This window comes from Flavobacterium litorale (genome assembly GCF_019613795.1).
Lineage (GTDB): Bacteria > Bacteroidota > Bacteroidia > Flavobacteriales > Flavobacteriaceae > Flavobacterium > Flavobacterium litorale.
The window spans coordinates 565,115-586,491 of the sequence record NZ_CP080429.1; the positions used below are offsets into that span (position 1 = coordinate 565,115).

Annotated in this window: 14 protein-coding genes; 5 read left to right on the forward strand and 9 right to left on the reverse strand. The window is 40.3% G+C overall.

Features of this window, described 5'->3' with window-relative positions; translation table 11 throughout:
* The first annotated feature begins 51 nt into the window (after positions 1–51).
* The 4 genes from K1I41_RS02485 to K1I41_RS02500 all read left to right on the forward strand — a co-directional run bounded on the left by K1I41_RS02485 (position 52) and on the right by K1I41_RS02500 (position 4,700).
* Positions 52–1,953, forward strand: coding sequence for a S9 family peptidase (locus tag K1I41_RS02485; protein WP_220641106.1), 1,902 nt, complete (start codon positions 52–54; stop codon positions 1,951–1,953).
* A gap of 77 nt (positions 1,954–2,030) precedes the next feature.
* Positions 2,031–3,233, forward strand: a complete 1,203-nt coding sequence (locus K1I41_RS02490; RefSeq protein ID WP_220641107.1) for a C1 family peptidase — start codon at positions 2,031–2,033, stop codon at positions 3,231–3,233.
* 354 nt (positions 3,234–3,587) lie between these two features.
* Positions 3,588–4,280, forward strand: coding sequence for a bacteriocin fulvocin C-related protein (locus K1I41_RS02495; RefSeq protein ID WP_220641108.1), 693 nt, complete (start codon positions 3,588–3,590; stop codon positions 4,278–4,280).
* 18 nt (positions 4,281–4,298) lie between these two features.
* Complete coding sequence (locus K1I41_RS02500; protein WP_220641109.1) at positions 4,299–4,700, forward strand: DUF1573 domain-containing protein; 402 nt, start codon at positions 4,299–4,301, stop codon at positions 4,698–4,700.
* 68 nt (positions 4,701–4,768) lie between these two features.
* Here K1I41_RS02500 and K1I41_RS02505 read toward each other — a convergent pair whose 3' ends face one another.
* The 8 genes from K1I41_RS02505 to pdxA all read right to left on the reverse strand — a co-directional run bounded on the left by K1I41_RS02505 (position 4,769) and on the right by pdxA (position 11,377).
* Complete coding sequence (locus K1I41_RS02505) at positions 4,769–5,152, reverse strand: DUF4890 domain-containing protein (protein ID WP_220641110.1); 384 nt, start codon at positions 5,150–5,152, stop codon at positions 4,769–4,771.
* 123 nt (positions 5,153–5,275) lie between these two features.
* Positions 5,276–6,214 (reverse strand): tetratricopeptide repeat protein, encoded by a 939-nt coding sequence (locus K1I41_RS02510; protein WP_220641111.1) that lies wholly within the window; start codon positions 6,212–6,214, stop codon positions 5,276–5,278.
* 123 nt (positions 6,215–6,337) lie between these two features.
* Positions 6,338–7,684, reverse strand: a complete 1,347-nt coding sequence (gene accC, locus K1I41_RS02515) for an acetyl-CoA carboxylase biotin carboxylase subunit (RefSeq protein ID WP_220641112.1) — start codon at positions 7,682–7,684, stop codon at positions 6,338–6,340.
* 83 nt (positions 7,685–7,767) lie between these two features.
* A complete protein-coding gene (gene accB, locus K1I41_RS02520) occupies positions 7,768–8,250 on the reverse strand; it encodes an acetyl-CoA carboxylase biotin carboxyl carrier protein (RefSeq protein ID WP_220641113.1) in 483 nt (160 codons plus the stop codon).
* A gap of 30 nt (positions 8,251–8,280) precedes the next feature.
* The gene (locus K1I41_RS02525; RefSeq protein ID WP_220641114.1) at positions 8,281–9,279 is read right to left on the reverse strand and encodes a beta-ketoacyl-ACP synthase III; all 999 of its coding nucleotides are present in this window, start codon (positions 9,277–9,279) and stop codon (positions 8,281–8,283) included.
* A 162-nt stretch (positions 9,280–9,441) separates the two neighbouring features.
* Complete coding sequence (rpmF, locus tag K1I41_RS02530) at positions 9,442–9,639, reverse strand: 50S ribosomal protein L32 (RefSeq protein WP_220641115.1); 198 nt, start codon at positions 9,637–9,639, stop codon at positions 9,442–9,444.
* A 9-nt stretch (positions 9,640–9,648) separates the two neighbouring features.
* Positions 9,649–10,191 carry a YceD family protein gene (locus K1I41_RS02535; protein WP_220641116.1) on the reverse strand — a complete coding sequence of 181 codons (543 nt, stop codon included), beginning with the start codon at positions 10,189–10,191 and terminating at the stop codon, positions 9,649–9,651.
* Positions 10,192–10,327: 136 nt separating this feature from the next.
* Entirely contained in the window at positions 10,328–11,377 is a 1,050-nt protein-coding gene (gene pdxA / locus K1I41_RS02540) for a 4-hydroxythreonine-4-phosphate dehydrogenase PdxA (RefSeq protein ID WP_220641117.1), read from the reverse strand.
* Between the two features lie 54 nt (positions 11,378–11,431).
* Here pdxA and K1I41_RS02545 point away from each other — a divergent pair, with 54 nt between their 5' ends.
* Positions 11,432–12,022 carry a riboflavin synthase gene (locus tag K1I41_RS02545; RefSeq protein WP_220641118.1) on the forward strand — a complete coding sequence of 197 codons (591 nt, stop codon included), beginning with the start codon at positions 11,432–11,434 and terminating at the stop codon, positions 12,020–12,022.
* Between the two features lie 93 nt (positions 12,023–12,115).
* Here K1I41_RS02545 and K1I41_RS02550 read toward each other — a convergent pair whose 3' ends face one another.
* The gene (locus K1I41_RS02550; RefSeq protein ID WP_220641119.1) at positions 12,116–21,112 is read right to left on the reverse strand and encodes a T9SS type B sorting domain-containing protein; all 8,997 of its coding nucleotides are present in this window, start codon (positions 21,110–21,112) and stop codon (positions 12,116–12,118) included.
* Positions 21,113–21,377: the final 265 nt, after the last annotated feature.

Here is a 21,377-nt window from a genome sequence, read left to right on the forward strand (position 1 = left end):
TGTTAAAGAAAATTGCTACTTTTAAGGCAACCTTATTTTAATGTACAACTAATGAAAAAACTACTTTTTATAACGCTAACACTTATGGGATTATCGGCTGCTGCACAAGAACACATGACGCCCGAATTATTATGGAAATTGGGGCGTGTGAGTCCGCTAGGCATTACCAAAGACGGTAAAAATATTGTGTATAAAGTTTCGACGCCTACAATGAGTACCAACAAAATAACCTCTAAATTTTATACCATTCCTATTGACGGAGGCAAAGCAACGGCTGTAAAAGAATATAAAGACTTGCTTAACGACGAATATGTATCGCCTGACGGGAAATACGTATTATCGCACAAAGCGGTAAAAGTAGAAGATGTGTATGGTAAAGATTATTATCCTGAATTGGAAAAATCGACAGTACAGGTATACGATGCTTTGGATTACCGCCACTGGGATACGTGGAGCGATGGCACACACAACCACGTAGGCTATGCACCCGTAAACGACACCGATAATTTTACGGATATTATGGAAGGGGAACCTTACGATACACCGCAACAACCTTTTGGTGGCTCGGAAGATTATACGTGGTCGCCTACAGGTAAAAGCATTGTATACGTATGTAAAAAACTGACAGGTACCGAGTACGCTACTAGTACCAATACCGATTTATACGAGTATAATTTAGGCGATAAAACAACTGTAAACCTTACCCCTAAAAATAAGGGTTACGATACCCAACCTGCTTTTTCGCCTAATGGCGATTTAACATGGCTACAAATGAAGCGCGACGGTTACGAAGCCGATAAAAACGATATTATTGTACGCCACAAAGGGATAGACCTTAACATTACTGCGGGGTGGGATGGCACCGTAGATGCTTTTACGTGGAGCGAGGACGGTAAGAAAATTTATTTTATTGCTGCTACAGATGGTACCCGCCAATTGTTTGAAGTAAACTTCCCGGGGCTTACCAAAATTGCCGTTAGGGTAGAGCAAGTTACCGATGGTTATTTTGATGTAACCAGCATAGTAGGGTTTTATAAAAACAGTATAATTGTAACCCGTAGCGATATGAACCACGCTAGCGAAATATACAGCTACGATTTAAAAAAGAAAGACTGGAACCAAATAACCAAAGTAAACAACAAAGCCTATGCAGGCATTACGTTAAGCAAAACTGTAAAACGCTACGTTACTACTACCGATGGTAAAAAAATGCTGGTATGGGTAATACTCCCTCCAAATTTTAATGCCACCAAAAAATACCCAACACTACTGTATTGCCAAGGTGGTCCGCAAAGTGCCCTATCGCAATTTTATTCGTTTAGATGGAATTTCCAAGTAATGGCAGCACAAGGCTATATTGTAGTAGCACCCAACAGGCGCGGTATGCCAGGACACGGTGTGGAATGGAACGAAGCCATTAGTGGCGACTGGGGCGGACAGGTTATGGACGATTACCTATCGGCTATTGATGATGTAGCGAAAGAGCCTTACGTGGATAATGACAGACTTGGTGCTGTAGGAGCAAGCTACGGCGGGTACTCAGTATTCTTTTTAGCAGGCATACACAACAAACGTTTTAAAACCTTTATAGCGCACGACGGTGTATTTAACCTAAAAAGCATGTACGGCACTACCGAAGAGGTATTTTTTACCAATTGGGATAGTGGCGGTGCCTACTGGGAAACCAACAATGCTGTAGCACAAAAAACCTATACCAAATTTAATCCCATTAACTATGTAGCGAAATGGGATACACCCATACTAATATTCCAAGGCGATAAAGATTTCCGTGTACCTATTGGGCAGGGGCAAGAAGCCTTTCAGGCAGCACAATTGCGCGGTATAAAAAGCCGTTTTATTGTATTCCCAGACGAGAACCATTGGGTATTAAAACCGCAAAATGGTTTGGTGTGGCAGCGTGAATTTTTTAAATGGTTACAGCAAACTTTATAGAAAAATTACAAATAGCTAACCTTTAGTAAATTTTATTTACTTTAGCAATCTCAACAAAAATAAAACTATTTAAGATTATGACTAAGCGTTCATTCCGACCATTTTTGGCTGCATCGTTATTATTTGCAGGGCTGCAAGTAGTTTCGGCTCAGGACTATCTGGTAAATTCATTAAAAAATAACAAAAGTGAAAACAGTAAAGACTCTTTTGTATTTACCGAGGTAATAAACATCGAAAATACCCCTGTAAAAAGTCAGGGTTCATCGGGTACATGTTGGAGCTATGCTGCCAACTCATTCATCGAATCGGAAATGATTCGTATGGGTAAGGAGCCCGTAGAAATCTCGCAAATATATACCGCACGTAATGCTTACATCGAAAAAGGTAAAAACTACGTAAAAATGCACGGAGCTATAACATTAGGCGATGGTGGTGCATTACACGATGTGATAAACATGTACAAAAAATACGGGGCATTACCACAAAGTGAATACACGGGGCTAAACTACGGTACTACACGCAACCAATTTGCCGAAATGGCTGCCATAAACGAAGGGCTGCTTGCTGCGGTAGTAAAAAACCCGAACGGGAAACTTACACCCAACTGGGAAAAAGCATACATATCGGTTTTAGATACGTATTTAGGCGAAGTACCAGAGAGCTTTACCTACAAAGGAAAAAAATATACCCCTAAAACATTTGCTGATGAAGTTGTGGGTATTAACGCCGATGATTACGTAGAAATTTCATCATTAAAAGAACACCCGTACTACAGCCAGTTTGTACTTATGGTACCCGATAATTGGTCGTTAGACCTTGTTTACAATGTTAAGATGAACGACCTTACGGATATTATAGATAATGCCCTTAAAGATGGCTATACTGTAGGATGGGCTGGCGATGTGAGCGAAAGAGGTTTTAGCTGGAGAAACGGTGTAGCATACGTACCTGCTAAAGATTACGGTGATATGACTGCTGAGGAAAAAGAAAGCATTTTTAAAGGCCCTAAACCTGAAATGCAAATTACCGAAGAGATGCGCCAAGAAGCGTTTGATAACTACCAAACTACCGACGACCATGGTATGCACATTGTAGGTATTACTAAAGACCAAAATGGTAAAGAGTACTACATGATTAAAAACTCGTGGGGCGCAAGTAACGATTACCAAGGGTACATGTACATGAGCAAGAATTTCGTAAAATATAAAACTACTGCTATACTATTGCACAAAGGTGGGCTTCCTAAAAAAATAGCCAAAAAGCTAAATATAAAACAGTAGCAGTAAAATATGCAATACAATATCAAATCCTGTAGTACGTGTACTACAGGATTTTTTTATGTTTAATACTAATGCTATCTCTCTATTCAAACAACAGTAAATAAATTTTCATTTGGCAAAACGTTTTATTAAACCTTGTCCTACAAATAGTTACACCATCGTTGTAAGCATTACGGTTTTCCCGTAGTTAACACTTGTTTAACAACAACTAAAGGCTATAAAGTTTGTTCACTACTTGTTTCTACTATACCTTTATTCCTTAAGGGGGTCTGATTTTCAACCCCAAACAGTCAGAACAAGCCGAAATATTGACTATAAAAAAGATAGTAGGCACAACATCCAAACTAAATAATTATGAAAAAACTAAAAATTGTTTTCACAATGGCATTATTGGGGTTGCTTTTTAGCTGTAGTAGCGATAGCAACGAAATTAAGACTGAGAACACCAACAGCAACTACATTCCGAAATCGGGAGACTCAGATGGAATTACATTTAACGATATTACAGAAATTGAAGATTTGAATGATCAAATATTAGTAGCATCTACGCTTAGCCCAGATGGGATGAGAGCAATGTGGCAAGATAAACTTGAAAATTTCTTGGAGAATAACATACTAAGTGAAGAACAATACAATTATATAAATGATTTGAAAAGTGAAATAGACGTTACCAATATTTTTATAGAAGACGCCGAAGATAGAACTAATTTTCTTAGCGAACGCAGTCCCGTAATTGTTAGTGAACTGATAGATTTATTTGGTGAAGCTGCAACTACGTATCTAATCAGAAAGATTGAAAACGTGAATCAATCAGTTGATAGACTTACTGGTGGTTCAGGCGATCCAATAAGTCAATTACCAACATTAACACAAGCATGTTCGTGTGGCGGAACTAGCCTTGGTTTTGACCACGGTTGTGTACTAGTAGGTCAGGGAGGCTACTTAGTTGGCGAGTGTAGAACGAGAAACTGTGCTAGTAGTAGTTTTATCTCATGGGTTGACGGAGGACATGGATTTACAGGCTCGTGCCATTATCCACAACCTTAAATATGAGAAAATACTGAAATGAAAAAACTCGGAATCTTATTGTTCTGCATTACATCTATTATTAGTTGCAATAATTTAGGAAACCCTATAATAGAAATCATTAACCCTGAAATTGATTTGGGTACCATACCACACAATGATAAAAGGGACTTTTACATAAAAATTAGAAACGGTGGTACAAGTGATTTAATAATTAAAAAACTGCAACCCTCTTGTAGTTGTATAGTTGATAAAGAATTTGAATTGTTAACTATTAAAGCTAAAAAAACAGACTCTATAAAGTTAACGATGGTTGCAAATAATTATGGCAACCACACTGAGAAGGTTGCGATTTTATCGAATACGGAGTCAGGCTATTCCATAGTAAATATAAATTCCTATACCGAGAAGCCCGAACAGCTAGAAAGGTTGGAAAACTAAAAAAGTTCGTTTATAAAAAAACCCCTACTTTACAGCAGGGGGTTTCTTTTTTATTGTAATACAATACGTTACTGCGCTTCGTAAAATGCTCGTAGCTTTTTGTAGTTGGCAGTTCGGTTGGCTTTATATACTTTATACTGCGTACTATTTAGCACCGATTTTAGTTTTTTATCCCTTCTGTCCTTTATGGCTTTCATTGCTTTTGCCATAACTACGCGTGTACCGCCCTTTGCTTTAGCATCGGCAGCTTGTTGTAAAAAGGTTTTATTAATATCTAAAACTTTAGTGTACTGCCCGTCATTGAGGGATAGTTTCGATTTCATTTGTGTTGTTACGGCGGCTGCGCCCTCGCTAAACTTGTCTTTTTCCTGAGCTACGGCTGTAGTACTAAATACTACCAATAGCAGTAGTACGGTAAGCGTTGCCTTAACGGCTGTTGCAATTTTGTTCATTATATTTATTTTTTGGTTTTTAATGGTAATAGCTGCGTACAAAAATATAAGATAATTTTAATTAGCTATCCTAAAAACCATTAAATAACAATAAGCAAACATATATAGGGAGACATTCTATTTTCAATACCCCTCATTTTGCAGGTATATACGTCTTAGTAATTTAAGCACTTTCTTGTTTGCAGTCCTTGAGGTAATTTTACGTTCAAGGACTTCAGTGTTTATATTGAGCAGTTCTTCTGCTAAAGATATATCCGACTCCTGTGCATATACCAAATCCAGTTGTGCCTCATTATGCCTTTTTAACCTCATTAATACTCTCCCTCTTGTTAACCTGTATCCTGCTTCATCAGGATTGAGCGCAATGGCTTTATCAAAATATTCTACCGCTTTGGAATATTTCCTAAAATGTTTATAGCAAAGCCCCGTGTTATATTGTATTTTATGATTGCCAGGAAATTTATCTACAACGCTTTTATGCAGTTTAAAAGCTTTCCTCATTTTTCTTACGCGGAGATAGCTGTAAGCAAGATTTGCGATAATTTCATCTGTATTAAAATTACGTTTTAATGCTATTATATAGTCCGGAATAGCCTGATTGTGTAAGTTCCTTAGCGCGGAACACATCGCTCTAAGATAGTATAAGTCTTCGGATCCAAAGCCAAAACCAATACCTTTAACACATTCTTCAATGGCAAGATCTATATCCAACAAACTGAAATAAAGAGCCGCTTTAATACGATAATACATATCGCCGATATCGGGCTCATTCCTATGGTTTTCGGGTATTGAGTTAAGATAAATAATAGTTTTTTCTGCATCTAAATTATCAAAATCAATTGCTAACTCTATAAGAATCCCCAGATGGAAACCTTCAAAGTTTGAGTTATAAATAGCTATTTGCTCTTTAGCCTTTTCTATTTCTTCTAAATCCCAAAAATGAAATGTTCTTTCAAGTAACTGTCCTAAATAATCAGGATAATATTCCTTAAAAGGATTAAGCAATGGAGACTCTTTGATAAAGTCATGCAGATTTATCGGTTTATAAAGTCCTTCATCCATTACTTTAAAAGTTACTATTATTTATTCTGAATTTATATGAAATTTAATACTAATCCTTAAATAAACATATATAAAAAGCATAATAAAACTAAACCCGCACAGTTTTGCGCGGGTTTAGTTTTATTATGCAGGATCTTTCATTTTAAAACTTTCCATAAACTTGGTGGTATAATTACCCTCAACGTAATCTTTTTCATCCATTAGTTGCCTATGGAAAGGTATGGTAGTTTTAATACCCTCTATTACAAACTCGTCCAATGCACGACGCATTTTGCTTATTGCCTCTTCCCTAGTTTGGGCAGTAGTAATAAGTTTTGCAATCATCGAATCGTAGTTTGGCGGAATGGTATAGCCCGAGTATACGTGGGTATCCAAACGTACGCCGTGCCCTCCTGGCATGTGCAGGGTGGTAATTTTACCTGGCGATGGGCGGAAATCGTTATACGGATCTTCAGCATTTATACGACACTCTATAGAGTGCATTTGTGGTATGTAATTTTTACCCGAAATAGGTATGCCTGCTGCTACTAATATTTGCTCACGTATCAAATCGTAATCTATTACCTGCTCGGTAATAGGGTGCTCTACTTGTATACGCGTGTTCATCTCCATAAAGTAGAAGTTTCTGTGCTTATCTACCAAAAACTCAACCGTACCTGCGCCTTCGTATTTAATGAACTCTGCAGCCCTAACGGCCGCATTACCCATATCTTCACGAAGTTTATCCGTCATAAACGGCGAAGGCGTTTCTTCGGTTAGTTTTTGGTGACGGCGTTGTACCGAACAGTCACGCTCCGAAAGGTGACATGCTTTTCCAAACGAGTCGCCAACAACTTGTATTTCAATATGGCGTGGCTCTTCAATAAGTTTTTCCATATACATACCATCATTACCAAAAGAGGCTGCCGCTTCTTGCTTAGCACTATCCCATGCTTTTTTAAGCTCGCTCTCTTTCCATACGGCGCGCATACCTTTACCACCGCCACCAGCAGTTGCTTTTAGCATTACGGGGTAACCAAACTCTTTAGCCAGCTTTTCGGTTTGCTCGTACGATTCTAATAGCCCGTCCGAACCAGGTACACAAGGTACGCCTGCCGCTTTCATAGTTGCTTTTGCAGAAGCCTTGTCGCCCATTTTATCAATCATATCAGGCGATGCACCAATAAATTTAATATTGTGCTCCTGACATATTCTAGAAAATTTAGCATTTTCTGATAAGAAACCGTACCCTGGGTGTATGGCATCAGCATTTGTAATTTCTGCTGCTGCAATAATGTTAGATATTTTTAAGTACGATAGGTTACTGGGTGGAGGACCTATACATACGGCCTCATCAGCAAAACGTACATGTAAACTCTCTGCATCGGCTGTAGAGTATACTGCTACCGTTTTTATACCCATCTCTCTACAAGTACGTATTACACGTAGTGCAATTTCGCCCCTGTTTGCTATTAATATTTTTTTAAACATCGTCTTGACAATTTTAAATTATAAACTTTAAATCCTTCTGAACGCTGATAAATTCAGCATTCAAAATTCAAAATTTAAAATTCTTAAGATGGATCTACTAAGAATAATGGCTGATCGAATTCTACTGGAGAAGCATCGTCTACCAATACTTTTACTATTTTACCTGATATTTCAGATTCTATTTCGTTAAATAACTTCATTGCCTCAATAACACAAACAACATCGCCTTTAGCAATAGTACTGCCTACCTCTACAAAAGGAGCTTTATCTGGAGATGGTTTTCTGTATAGTGTACCAATAATTGGCGATTTAATAGTAACGTATTTAGAATCCTCGTCAGCAGCGGGTGCTTCTGCTGCAGGTACAGCGGGTGCTGCAGGCGCAGGTGCTGCAGCCTGTGGCATTGCCTGACTTACAGGAAGGTGCTGAACAAAGGTAGTTTCGGGAGTGCCACTCTCGGTAGTTGTTTTAATGGTAATTTTTACGTCGTCCATTTCCAACTTTACTTCGGTAGCGCCAGATTTGGCAACAAACTTGATTAGGTTTTGAATTTCTCTAATATCCATAATTTTCCGAATTATTTTGTTTTGTTTGGTTTATTTTTTGTCGTATGCCCATTTTAGGTAAATAGAGCCCCATGTAAAGCCACCACCAAAGGAAGCAAAAATAAGGTTATCGCCTTTTTTAAACAAGTGTTCAAAATCGTTTAGTAGTAAAGGTAAAGTGGCTGATGTAGTGTTGCCGTACTTCTCTATATTAATAAGTACTTTATCATCGTCTAATTTCATGCGCGACGATGTGGCATCAATAATTCTTTTATTGGCTTGGTGTGATATTAACCAATCTACATCCTCATTGGTAAGGTTATTACGATGCATTATTTTTTCGCTAATGTCTGCCATGTTAGATACGGCATACTTAAATACGGTTTTACCGTCCTGAAAAACATAATGCTGTTTGTTATCTATAGTTTCGTGCGATGGCGGCAATAATGAGCCTCCTGCTTCTATTTTAAGAAATTCTCGACCAATACCATCGCTTCTTAAAATTTCGTCCTGCAATCCAAGTCCTTCTTCATTGGGTTCAAATAATGCAGCACCAGCACCATCGCCAAAAATAATACAGGTAGCCCTATCGGTATAATCTATAATTGACGACATTTTATCGGCGCCTATTACAAGTACTTTTTTGTAACGACCGCTTTGTATGTAAGCTGCGGCTGTAGACATGCCGTATAAAAAGCTAGAGCATGCCGCCTGTAAATCGTAAGCAAAAGCGTTTACTGCTCCTATTTGTGTTGCCACATACACTGCCGTAGCAGCTACAGGCATATCGGGTGTTGTAGTTGCCAGCAAAACCATATCGATTTCGGCTGGGTTTACGCCCGATTTTTCTATTAAATTGTTAGCAGCTTGTACTGCTAAATACGAAGTACCTTTGTCTTTATCTTTAAGAATGCGCCTTTCCTTAATACCAGTTCTGGTGGTTATCCACTCATCATTTGTATCTACCATAGTTTCTAACACCTTGTTAGATAGTACAAAATCGGGCACGTATGCCCCAACGGCTGTAATCGCGGCTGTTGTTTTACTCATAGGATAAATTTTTCAATCCAAATTATTCGATTTGGAAAGTGGTGGAAATTACAAAAAATTTACAAAATGATTTGTAATTAGTTACCTTAAATTAAAACTAAAGGGTAATTAACAAAAAAACCCTCACTTAGTGAGAGTTTTTTCCTCAATTCTGTATACATGTTATGCTTCCGCCACTTCTTGCTTGTCAATAACAACCTGTCCTCTGTAATACATTTTACCTTCGTGCCAGTAAGCGCGGTGGTAAAGGTGTGCTTCTCCTGTTACAGGGCAAGTAGCAATTTGTGGTACAGACGCTTTATAGTGCGTTCTTCTCTTATCCCTTCTCGTTTTCGATATTTTTCTCTTAGGATGTGCCATATTACTTTATTATTTATCCGTTAATAGTTTTTTTAATTCGTCCCATCGTGGGTCTATTTCAATCTCTTCTTTTTCTTCTTCCTGCTGCGCCTTTGGGGCAAGCTCCTCAAGCCGTTCCAGTATTTCGGCATCCATTGTGCCATCTTCTACACCTGGGTGCACCCGTTTGGAGGGTACTGATAATACAATCATTTCGTAAATGTACTGTGCTACATCTACCTGATACTCGCCATGTGGCAATATGAGTATCTCATCGTTATCATCATTAAACGCATCGCCAAACTTTACTACCATTTTTAAATTACCCGTTATAGGCAAATCAAAATCCTCATTAGTAAGGTCGCACGGAACATTTACACTACCCTTGTGCGAAAAATGCAATTCCAGCATAGTGCTTTGTTTCTCCAAAACCATATCTACCTTAATGTTAACGCTGTTATATTCGTCAAAATCAAAGGTATCAAAGAACGCTTTGTTTATTTCAAACTCAAACTGGTGCCTACCTTGTTTTAACCCTACAAATGGGATTAAAAATTCTTTGTTCACTTTCATTTCGCCAGTTTTTAAAATTTATCAAAACCGCTTTTCAGCATCCAAACCATCGCAAAATCATTCTATTACAACAGTTTTGAGCGTGCAAAGATAAAAAATTATTATAAATCCAAACGTGTTATCAACATTTTTTTGTTTACAACTGTTTCTCTTTGGTTTTCAGCGGATTCTTGTTCATTATTGTATATTCTTCTCTATGCTTAAACACATCTATAGCAAGGTAAACCGCCTCTTTAAACGAGTTATGGTCGGCAGTACCCTTACCTGCAATCTCGTAGGCAGTACCATGGTCAGGCGATGTACGAATACCATCTAGCCCCGCAGTATAATTTACACCTTTACCAAACGATAGTGTTTTAAACGGTATAAGCCCTTGGTCGTGGTAGGCAGCTATAACGGCATCGTAATTTTCGTACTGCCCTGTACCAAAAAAACTATCGGCAGAGAACGGGCCAAATACCAATACGCCCTCCTCAAACAATTGTTTTAATGCAGGCTTTACAACAGCATCGTCCTCATGCCCTATTACACCATTATCGCCACTGTGGGGGTTAACACCCAACACAGCAATTTTAGGTTTATTAATCCTAAAATCTTGCTTTAGCGATTTGTTTACCGTAAGTATTTTAGTCCGAATTAAATCTTCTGTAAGATGTTTGGATACTTCGTTAACCGGAATATGGTCGGTAAGTAAACCTACCCTAAGGTTGTCCTGTACCATAAGCATTAACGCATCGCCCTCAAGCTCCTTATCCAAATAATCCGTATGCCCAGGAAATTTAAAATCGTCCGATTGTATGTTGTACTTATTTATAGGCGCGGTAACCAGTACATCAATATGCTTTTCTTTAAGGGCAGCAACTGCGGTGGTAAACGACTGTATGGCATATTTGCCCACTTCTTCGTCGTTTTTACCAAACTCAATATTTACACCCTCTTTCCAAACATTAAGTACATTTAATTTACCGTGCACCAACTGGTCCATACTATCAATACCAAAAACACTACAGTTAATACCCAATGCTTTTTTTATAAACGATAGTATTTTTACATTACCAAAAATAACGGGAGTACAAAAATCTAACATCCGATTATCCTGAAATGTTTTTAGTATCACCTCGCTACCTATACCATTAAGGTCTCCTATTGATACTCCTACAATTACATTCTCCGGTTTTTTTGTCATGACGCTATTTTATTGCTACTTTTGATTGCACAAATTTAGTAAAATAAATCAAGGATGTTTACAGGAATAATTGAAACCTCAGGAACTATTCAACAAATAGTGAAAGATGGTAATAATCTGGATATAACCCTATCCAGCCCCATTACGCACGAGCTTAGAATAGACCAAAGTGTAGCCCATAATGGCGTATGCCTAACCGTTGTTGCCATTAATGGCGATAACTATACCGTAACCGCTATTAAAGAAACCATTGATAAAAGTAATTTAGGGCATTGGAAAGTAGGCGATACCGTAAACCTAGAGCGTGCCATGAAATTGGGCGACAGGCTTGACGGGCATATTGTACAGGGACACGTAGACCAAACGGGGATATGCAAAAGTGTAGAGGAAGCCAACGGAAGTTGGTATTTTACGTTTGAGTACAGCCCCGAAGCCCAAAATATAACTATTGAAAAAGGATCCATAACCGTAAACGGTGTAAGCCTAACCGTAGTAAATGCAAAAGCCAATAAATTTAGTGTAGCCATAATACCTTATACGTATGAGCATACTAATTTTAAAGATTTTACATTGGGCACTTTAGTAAATTTAGAGTTTGATGTGATAGGAAAATATGTTGCTCGACTACACCAATTAAGAAACTAAAGCAACTATAATTATAAGTTTTAAGATAAAACACTATAATAAACAATACGGGCTGCCAAATGGCAGCCCGTATTGTTTGTATGCACTAACAACTTATCGTTTGAGTGAGAAGTGCGCTTTAAATTCTCTTGTCACGGGTTGTTGCGTAGTTATCTCAATCGGCAACTGGTCTATCTGTGCTTGGGTGACTTCGATTTCCAAACTGGTGCCTGGTAGGACATAGTATTTGATTTCTTCTCCTTCTTCTGTTGTTTTTGTTTTTATATCAGCGGCAGTAATCTCAAATACTCGTTCTTGGATTTCACCGAAGGTGACACTGAACCAGTAGTCGTCTGCGGGTAATGGGTTGCCGTTGTAGGTGCCGTCCCAGCCTTCGCTTTGTGAGCTGATTTGTTTGATGAGTTTGCCGTAACGGTCGAAGATGTAGATTTCGGCGCCGCCTTGACTGGATAGTCCAAAGATGTTCCAGGTGTCGTTGTATCCATCAGCGTTGGGTGTAAAGAATCGTGGGTAGTCGATGATGTTGACGTTGTTGATGTCTAACTGGAATTGACTACAGGCACCTTTGTCTCTTACGTGTACGGTGTATGGGATACGGCGTGGGATGACGTTGGTAAAGATGTTGCTGTCTTGCCATGGTCCGTCTTCTAATTGGTATTCGTAGTCGCCGTAGCCTTGTACGTTGATGGTGATGACTTGGTTGTCGCTAAAGGCATTGGTTACGCTAAAACCACTGCCGATGATGCTGGCGGGTCCGCTTTGGTCTACGGTTACGGGGTCGATTGGGTCGCTGATACAGCCGCCTGCGCTGATGGCTTCTACGCTGTAGCTTCCTACGGCCTGGGCGATGTAGGTGCTTTCTGTGGCGCCTGTTATTTCTTCGCCGTTGAGGTACCAGATGAAGGTGTGGCTGTCATCGAGCCCGGTGTCCATTACTACGGGGTTGAGTACTTCTTGGGTGTCGTAGTCGACACAGAGGGTTCCGCCTTGTATTATGGGTTCTGGGATGGCTTCGATGGTGATATCGATGCTGGTGATGTCGTAGCAGCGGCTGATGGTGCTTTCGTTGGTGACGCGTACCCAGATGGTTTGTCCGCCAGCTATGGTGTTTACATAGGTGCTGGGGTCGGCTATGGGGTTGGTGTCGGTTATGGCGTCGTCTTGGTTTTCGTAGTAGTCTACGTCGTAGTCTAATGGGTCTTGTCCGCCTAGTACTTGGGCTTCTATTTGGGTGAGGTCAATGGTGGTTTGTCCATCATTGGTGCCGTCGTAGTCGCAGGTGTCTAGTTGTCCTGGGGTGATTGGGAAGGCGGTGGCGGCTTCTTCTACGTACAGGGTTAATGGTGCGGTGTTGATACATCCGGTGGTGTTGTTTTCTACCCATACGAGTATGGTTTGTGGGGTACTGATATTGGTGTACTGGTTGGGTAGTGCGGTGCCTGCGTCTAATGCGGCTTGGTCGAGGTAGAAGCGTATGGTGTAGTCTTCTGGGTCTTCGCCGATTAGGATGAAGGGCAGGTGTTCGTTGAGGATGAAGGTGTGCTGACCATCGGTGTTTTCTTCGCAGTAGGCGTTGGGGGTGATGGTGCCGTTTTCGCCTAGGACTGGGAGTGGGTTTACGATGAGTGGGAGTTCTACTACTTGGTAGCAGACTTGGTCGTCGGGGTTGCCGGTGTTGGCGGCTACGCGTACCCATACGCTGTTGGTGGCGCTTTGGTAGGCACTTGGGTCGGCTATGGGGTTTTCGGCGTTTTGGGCGTCTGCTTCTGTTTCGTAGTAGGTGATTATCGTGGTTGGGTCGTTGTTGCGGATGTCAGCTTCGGCGTCGAATAGGTTGAATTCTTCTTCGCCGTCGGGGGAGTTGTTGTCGTCGCATAGTACTAGCGCGTCTGGCTCCTGGTTTGGCGTGGGGAGGGGTAACACGCGTATTGTAAGGGTTGTGTAACTCTCGCAACCCTCTGTGCTTGTTACAGTAACAAATAATGTTTGTGCATTAACTGTATTCTCATACCCTTCTGGGTTTGGTATTGCATTACCAGCGTCTCTTTCAGCCTCACTAATAAAATATTCCACCGTATAACCTTGTCCTACTCCAAATGGACCTAAGATTTCTTCGTCCTTAGTGGTAAGGTCAAATATCTCTCTAGCATCATTTGGCAATGTTGTTTCACATATTGTGTAAACAGACGGTGTAGTTAATAACAGCGGTTGATTTAAGAACAATTGGAAACTTGTTATACCAAAACACTCCGTTGCAGGGTCTTCAACACGTACCCAGATGGTTTGCTCGTGGGTACCAGTGTAGTTGGCTGGCGTAATAATTCGTGGTGCGCCATTACGGGCAGCAGCCTCTGACTCGAAGTAATGTATTATTACATCGGGTATGGCTGGGTCTAGTCCCGCGAAAATTATTGGATTTTGCTGTGTCAAATCAAAGAAGGCTTGGTTGTCTTGTCCGTTGTCGTCTTCGTCATCACACTGGGTTATGTCTTCTAGGTCGGGTACTTGTGGCGAAGGTACCACAGTAAGCTCTAATTCATAAACCTCAGAGTTAATACAACCTGTTATGGTATTTTCTACGCGTACAAATATCTGGTCTAGCTCTGGTATAGCATTTTGGTAGTTACTGGTGTTTGTTATTGGGTTTAGGTTGTTCTCGGCATCAAGTGCTGTTTCGTGGAATGATACCAACAAATTCTCACCTCCGTTTACCATAGCTTCTACCATAGCATCAAGGTTAAAGAATGCGATACCATCGCCATCTTCGTCACAACCTACAGTAAGGTCGTCTTCTATGTTTTCAAGGTATAGCACGGGTAGTGGCTCTACTCTAATATCCAGTAACGCAATTCTGTAGCAGCCTGTAGCCTCTATAGTGGCACGTGCAAATAGTGTTTCTACGGCGGTACCATTCTGGTTCTCGTAAGCTTCTGGGTTTAATATTGGGTTATCACCTAATTCTGCTTCTTCAAACGTATCATGGAAGGTAACGTTTACACCATTAGGGTCTACAGCTATAAGTGGATATTGGGTTGTTAAATCGAATAATTCTACTTCGTCACCTGGGTTATTTACATCACATAATGTGTATGGTAATGGCTCAAACACATCTGGTAATGGGTTTACGATGAGTTCTAAAACAACTAAATCGTGGCATCCTGTATCGTTATTGGTTACACGTACATATACTGTTGTGGTTGTAGTGTTGTAAACGCTTGCTGTAGTTATTGGCGATGTTCCTAGCTCTGCTGCTGCTTGTGTTTCAAAATATTCTACAGAGAACAATAGTGGGTCTAGCCCATCTAGTATTTCTTCATCTCTTGTAGTTAAATCGAATGTTGCAATACCATCTGTATCATTCAAACCATTATCACAAAGTTCGTAGTCCTCTGGCGTGGCAGCCTGTGGGCGTGGGTTTACAATAAGGTCTAGTGCTACAATGGTAAAACATGTAGGTGCAGCATCTGCTTCTAGTCGTATATAAACGGTTTGGTCAAATGCCTCAACATTAGCATAAGCTGTTATGTTTGGTATTGGGTTGTTATCAAACTCTGCTCCTATTGATGTTTCGTGTACTGTTGCAGTAACATTTGTTTGACCGTTTAGTGCGATTTCGACTGCTGGAGCAAGATTGAATATTCCTTGTCCGTCGTCATCCAAACCACATGCCTCTACAGGTAGTGGTTGTAGGAATGTTGGTGGGGTAACTATAGTTACTTCAAAATCACTCTCGGCAGTACACACAGGTACGGTGTTGGTTTCTGCGTATATGTATATTAAACTTGTTTCGATTATGATTGTTCCTTCAGGAATTATATCGCCTGTTCCTCCAGGACCTGTGTAATAATCGCCTACGGCAAGTGCTGGTAGCGTATAGCTTTCGCAGGCTACAAAGTCGGCAATTTCAGGTACAAATACAGAATTTACTGTAATTGTAAAGCTTCTTTCTGTAAAACAGGTTACATCGGCATTACCTGTAGCGGCATAAATGTATATTTCTTGTGTAGCTGTTATTGCGTCGCCTGCATTGAGTAGTATACCTGTACCACCTGCACCCGTGTAGTAGTTACCTACGGTTAGTGCTGGTAGTATGTATTGGAAACACACTGTTTCGTCTACAGGGGTTGCATCTACTTGTGGTGTTTCGAATATGTTGATTTGAAACTCGTTTTCGTCATTACAGTTTATCCTTCCGCCAAGTTCGGCATATACATATAGTGTAACCGAAGTTGTAAGTACATCGCCTGCCTCATATAATACTTGCCCTGGTGTACTAGGACCGCCTGATAGTAGGTAATAGTCGCCTACGGTTAGTGCCGGTAATGTATAACTATCACATACGGATACTTCTCCATTTTCGGGATTGTCTGCTGTGATACTGTATATTTCTATTTCGAAACTGTTTTCTTGGAAACAGTTTGGTGTAGTACCCGACTCTGCATAAATGTACATCGTCATGGTTTCGGTAATTACATCACCTGCATCAAATGTTACCTGACCGGCAACATCTGGTCCTCCAGATAGTGCATAATAATCTCCAACAATAAGCTCATCTAATACATATTGGTCGCATCGTTCTGTTTTAGAACGTGCATCGGGTATTGGCGTATCAAATATTATTACTTCAAAACTATCTTGTGCTGTACAGTTGGGTACTGTGCCTGTTGCGGCATACATGTATACGGTTTGTGTGCTCTCTATTAAGCTACCTTCTGGAAGTAGTGTTCCGTCTCCATCAGGCTCGGTATAGTAGTTTCCTACTGTAAGGGCAGGTAACTCGTAAAAATCGCACTGTGGTGTTACCACTGGAGCGGGATCTAACACTGGCGATTGGTTTACTGTTACTGTAAAGAAGTTATTATCGGTACAGTTGTCCATCGCATCCATTGTTATGTATACGTATATGTCTTGCGTGGTTGTTATTACATCACCTGGGAAAAGTTGTGTACCTGTACCTGCTGGCGCTGTAAAATATTCTCCTATAGGTAGCTCTGGTAGTTCGTAGCTGTCACAAACAGTACCATCTACAGGTGCTTGAGGATTAATAAATACGGTAAACATATGTTCTGCAATACAGTTTGGCTCTCCGCCAGATTCTGCATATACGTAAATATCTGTATTGGCTGTTATAACATCGCCTGCAAAAAGCTGTGTACCTGTACCTCCTGGCTCAGTAAAGTATTCTCCTACTGTTAGGGCAGGTAGTGTGTACGTACCACACGAACCTACGTTGGGGGGAGTATCTATTGCTGGTGCTGGTTTAATGGTTACCGTAAAACTATCTTGGTCGGTACAAATTGGTGTAGTATTACTTTCTGCGTATACGTAAATGAGTTGCGTTTCATCAATAAGGTCGCCTGCACTAAGCATGGTTCCCGATCCGTTGGCTCCTGTATAATAATCTCCCAAATCCAATGTCGGAAGTACATAGCCACCACATACCAATTGGTCTTCAGGAGCTTCTACTTCAATGCTGTTAACTATAATATCAAAAGAGTTATCGGCAGTACAGCTTGGTATTGTACCATCTTCAAAATATACGTGTAGTGTTGTACTCTCTGTAATAACATCGCCTGCAAAAAGTGCTGTACCTCCGCCATTTGCTTCGGTAAAGTAATTACCGTTGGTTAATGGTGGTAGTTGGTAGCTAAAGCATGCTACAACATCGTCAGGATCGTCAGCTACTGCTGCTGGCGAAATAGTTAGTTCAAAACTATTGTTGGTTGTACAATTAGCACCTTCGGTAACCTCTACGTAAGTGTATATGGTTTGCGTTGTTGTAATTTCTGTACCTGGTGCTATTAATGTACCGCCACCTGCTGGTGCTGTATAGTAATTACCTACTGGTAATGCTGGGAGGGTATAGCTACCACAAGCCTCAAAATCTGCTGGTGCTATAGTTCCGTCTATTATAGTTACATCAAATGAGCGTGCTCTTGTACATCCATTAGCAGAAATTGCATAGGCGTATACTGTTTGTGTTGTACTAATTACTGTACCTGGTGGTAGTACTGTACCGCCACCGCCTGGCTCTGTATAATATTCTGCATTGGCTGGTAAAGTATCTGGTAACACATAATTGCTACATGTTATAACATCTGGTATGGAACTTAATGGTGGGTTTGGATTTATAACTACCTCAAAGCTACTCTCTGTTGTACAGTTAGGGTCGGCGTCTGAAACTACAAGTAAGTAGATGGTTTGTGTTGTTGTTATTGTTGTACCTGCTGGTAGCTCTGTACCCATACCGCCTGACTCAGTATAGTATGTTCCTGCTGATGGTGCTGGCAAATCGTAACTTCCACATTCTTCTACATCATCTACAACAATGGGATCTGTACCTATAATAGTTACTAAAAACGAACGCTGTCTTGAACAACCGTTTGCGTTTACGGCATAAGCATATATGGTTTGTGTGCTGGTTATAACATCGCCAGGGTTTAATAGTGTACCTGTACCGCCAGAACCTGTATAATAATCTGCAAAAGGTGGTAGTATATCCTGTAATGTGTAACTTAAACAACCCACTGCATCAGGTATGGAGGGGAATGATGGTTGCTCGTTTATGGTTACAAGGAAATCCTCTTCGTCGCTACATGCTGGGTTGGTAGGGCTAACCGCGTATATGTAAATGGTTTGTGTACTTGTTATTGATGTTGGTAGGGTTAGTAATGTGCCCGTACCGTCAGGACCTGTATAGTAATTCTGTCCTGCTGGCAGCTCTGGTAATGCGTAGCTACCACATCGGGTAACATCAGCCATATCATCTACCTGTATATCATTTATTATAACTTCAAAATCTTCTTCCGAGCTACAATCAGGGTTTACAGGATCTGAAGTATATATGTATATGGTTTGAGAGGTATTAATTACATCGCCTGCAAAAAGGGCTGTACCCGTACCGCCAGGACCTGTATAGTAATTTTGTCCTGCTGGTAAAGCTGGTAATGTGTATGGGCTACACTCATTTACATCGGCAGGATCATTAATAACAGGTGAGTCGGTTATTGTAACTGTAAAGTTGTTATTCTCTGTACATGTTGCCGCTGCTGGTATGTAAAAATAAATGGTTTGTGTTGTTATTATTACTGTACCACTTGGTATCTCGCCTAATGTACCGCCAGGACCGTTGTAATAAAACTCGCCTGCTGGTAGCGTAGGTAGTGTGTAACTACCACACGATGAAACATCTTCTGGTGCTGTACCTGTTGTAATAATTCCTACCTCAAAACTTACTTCATTGCTACATACGGTAGTATTTTGTACGTTCTCGGCGTATATGTATAGGGTTTGTGTAGTTGTTATCTCATCGCCTGCAAAAAGGGCTGTACCTTCCGCACCTGGCTCGGTATAATAATTACCTGCGGTAAGTGCTGGTAGTATGTAACTATCGCATTCTTGTACATCTGATGGTGCTGTTAATGCAGGAATTGGCACTACAACAACATCAAAGTTTGTTATGGTAAAACAAGTCGGGTCAAAATTTCGTTGTACTCTAGCATATATTGTTTCCGAACCTGTTACGTAAGCTCCTGGTGTATCTATAGGCGTCGAGCCATCTTCGGCAGCAGCAAAAGAGTCAAAATATAATATGGTATTTTCATTAATAGGTTGCGAACCTAGTATTGAACCTGTTAATGCTGTAAGGTTAAACTCTGCCTCGCCAGAACCTTGAGTACTTTCGCACAACACTAGGTTATTGGGTTGTACTGCTGTAGGTGCTGGTGCTGTAAGCAGTTGGAACGATACAACATCGTAACAGTTGCTTGTGTTGCTCTCAACACGTGCCCATATTGTTTCTCCTCCAGCACTGTTGTATGCTAATGGTAAAGGGTCTTCGTCGTCCTCTGCATTATCTTCTGTAGCGTGGTACGATACTATTACACCAGGGTTTAGCCCTACTTTAACTACTGGCGTATTTAAATTAAGGTTATAGGTATATGTAGGGGCGCCATTATCGCAGGCAAATAAATTGTTTGGTGTATTTGCGGTAATTACTGGCGAGTATTCTATTACAATTTCTTGTGTACTGGTACAAGTACTCCCATTTCTGGTTACTGTAACGGCATATGTACCTGGTTGGTTATCGGTAATTATTGCTTCTCCAGGTATTGGGTTACCATCTCTAGTCCACGAAAAAGTATACAACCCTGCGTTAGGTTGTAAACCCGTATCTAACGTAAAAGTATCATCGTCGCAAAGTGCCGTACCATTCACTTCTGTAAGATCCAGCCCTAGTAATTCTTGTCCCAAATTAAATCCACCTTCTGGGAAAAATACTGCCGAGTCGTACTCACCATCAGTACCGTCATCACCACCATCATCAGTAATAACAATCTTTAAATGGTAGGTATTGCCTGGTATAAGTGTTGCCGATGCATTCATTAAAACACTACGCCCCTCATAATTAATAGGAGCGTCGGCACCATTACCCCCTCCATAAAACTCACCGAAGTAATTTATATTTTCAGACGAACAATCGGAGTTGTTTATCTCGTCACGAATTGTACCTACTGATACTGGCTGTGCCACAGTAGGAATTAATGCTATATTTTGTGCTGCGCCTCCCGCAGTAACATTAGTAAGGTATATGGCAAAACCATCGTTCGATTCGCATTGGTATTCACCATACTCCTCTGATGCAAAAATATAATCGATAGATAAGTTAGCAGTTGGCGGAATAAAATCGAACTCTAATACCGTAGCATTTCTGGATGTTATCCCTAAAGTAGTACTTATATCGGCATCGCCTGCCCATGCAGGAGAGGAAAAACTGGATGTGTTAGTGTTTGGTCCTTGTGCGGCAACAGCATTACCTGAGGTTAATACCACTCCAGATGCTATAGGGAAATCTGCGTTGGTGTTAGAGAAAGTACCAATACCATTACCTTGAGAGTAACCAAAATCAGTACCTGTGCTTTTAGTAATATTTGATACCTGTGCTAAGCAAGAGTTATCTAATAAAACATTGTTAACTAATTGCGTGTTTGCAGCAGGGCTATTAGTTGGATGTGGTGTTACCACAATTCCCTGCGAAAAAACGTTTATTGAAGTTACCAATAAAGCAAGTAGGAGTAAATTCTTTTTCATAATCTGAGTTATACAACCATTTATATAATACTAGAAAGCAGTTTTTTACAACTTTCCCCCGAACGTTAAAAACTTAGTTTGCAGAACATTAAATTACCCGCAAATATAAAACTTATAGTTTAATTGAGTACCTCAACACAATTATTGAACATACTTAACTAAATCAACCATAACTCAAAACATTTCTGATACAAGTTATGATTTTTTTTACGATGATGTAACAATTTGTGATTTAAACGTTACATTACGCGTTTATATGCAATTT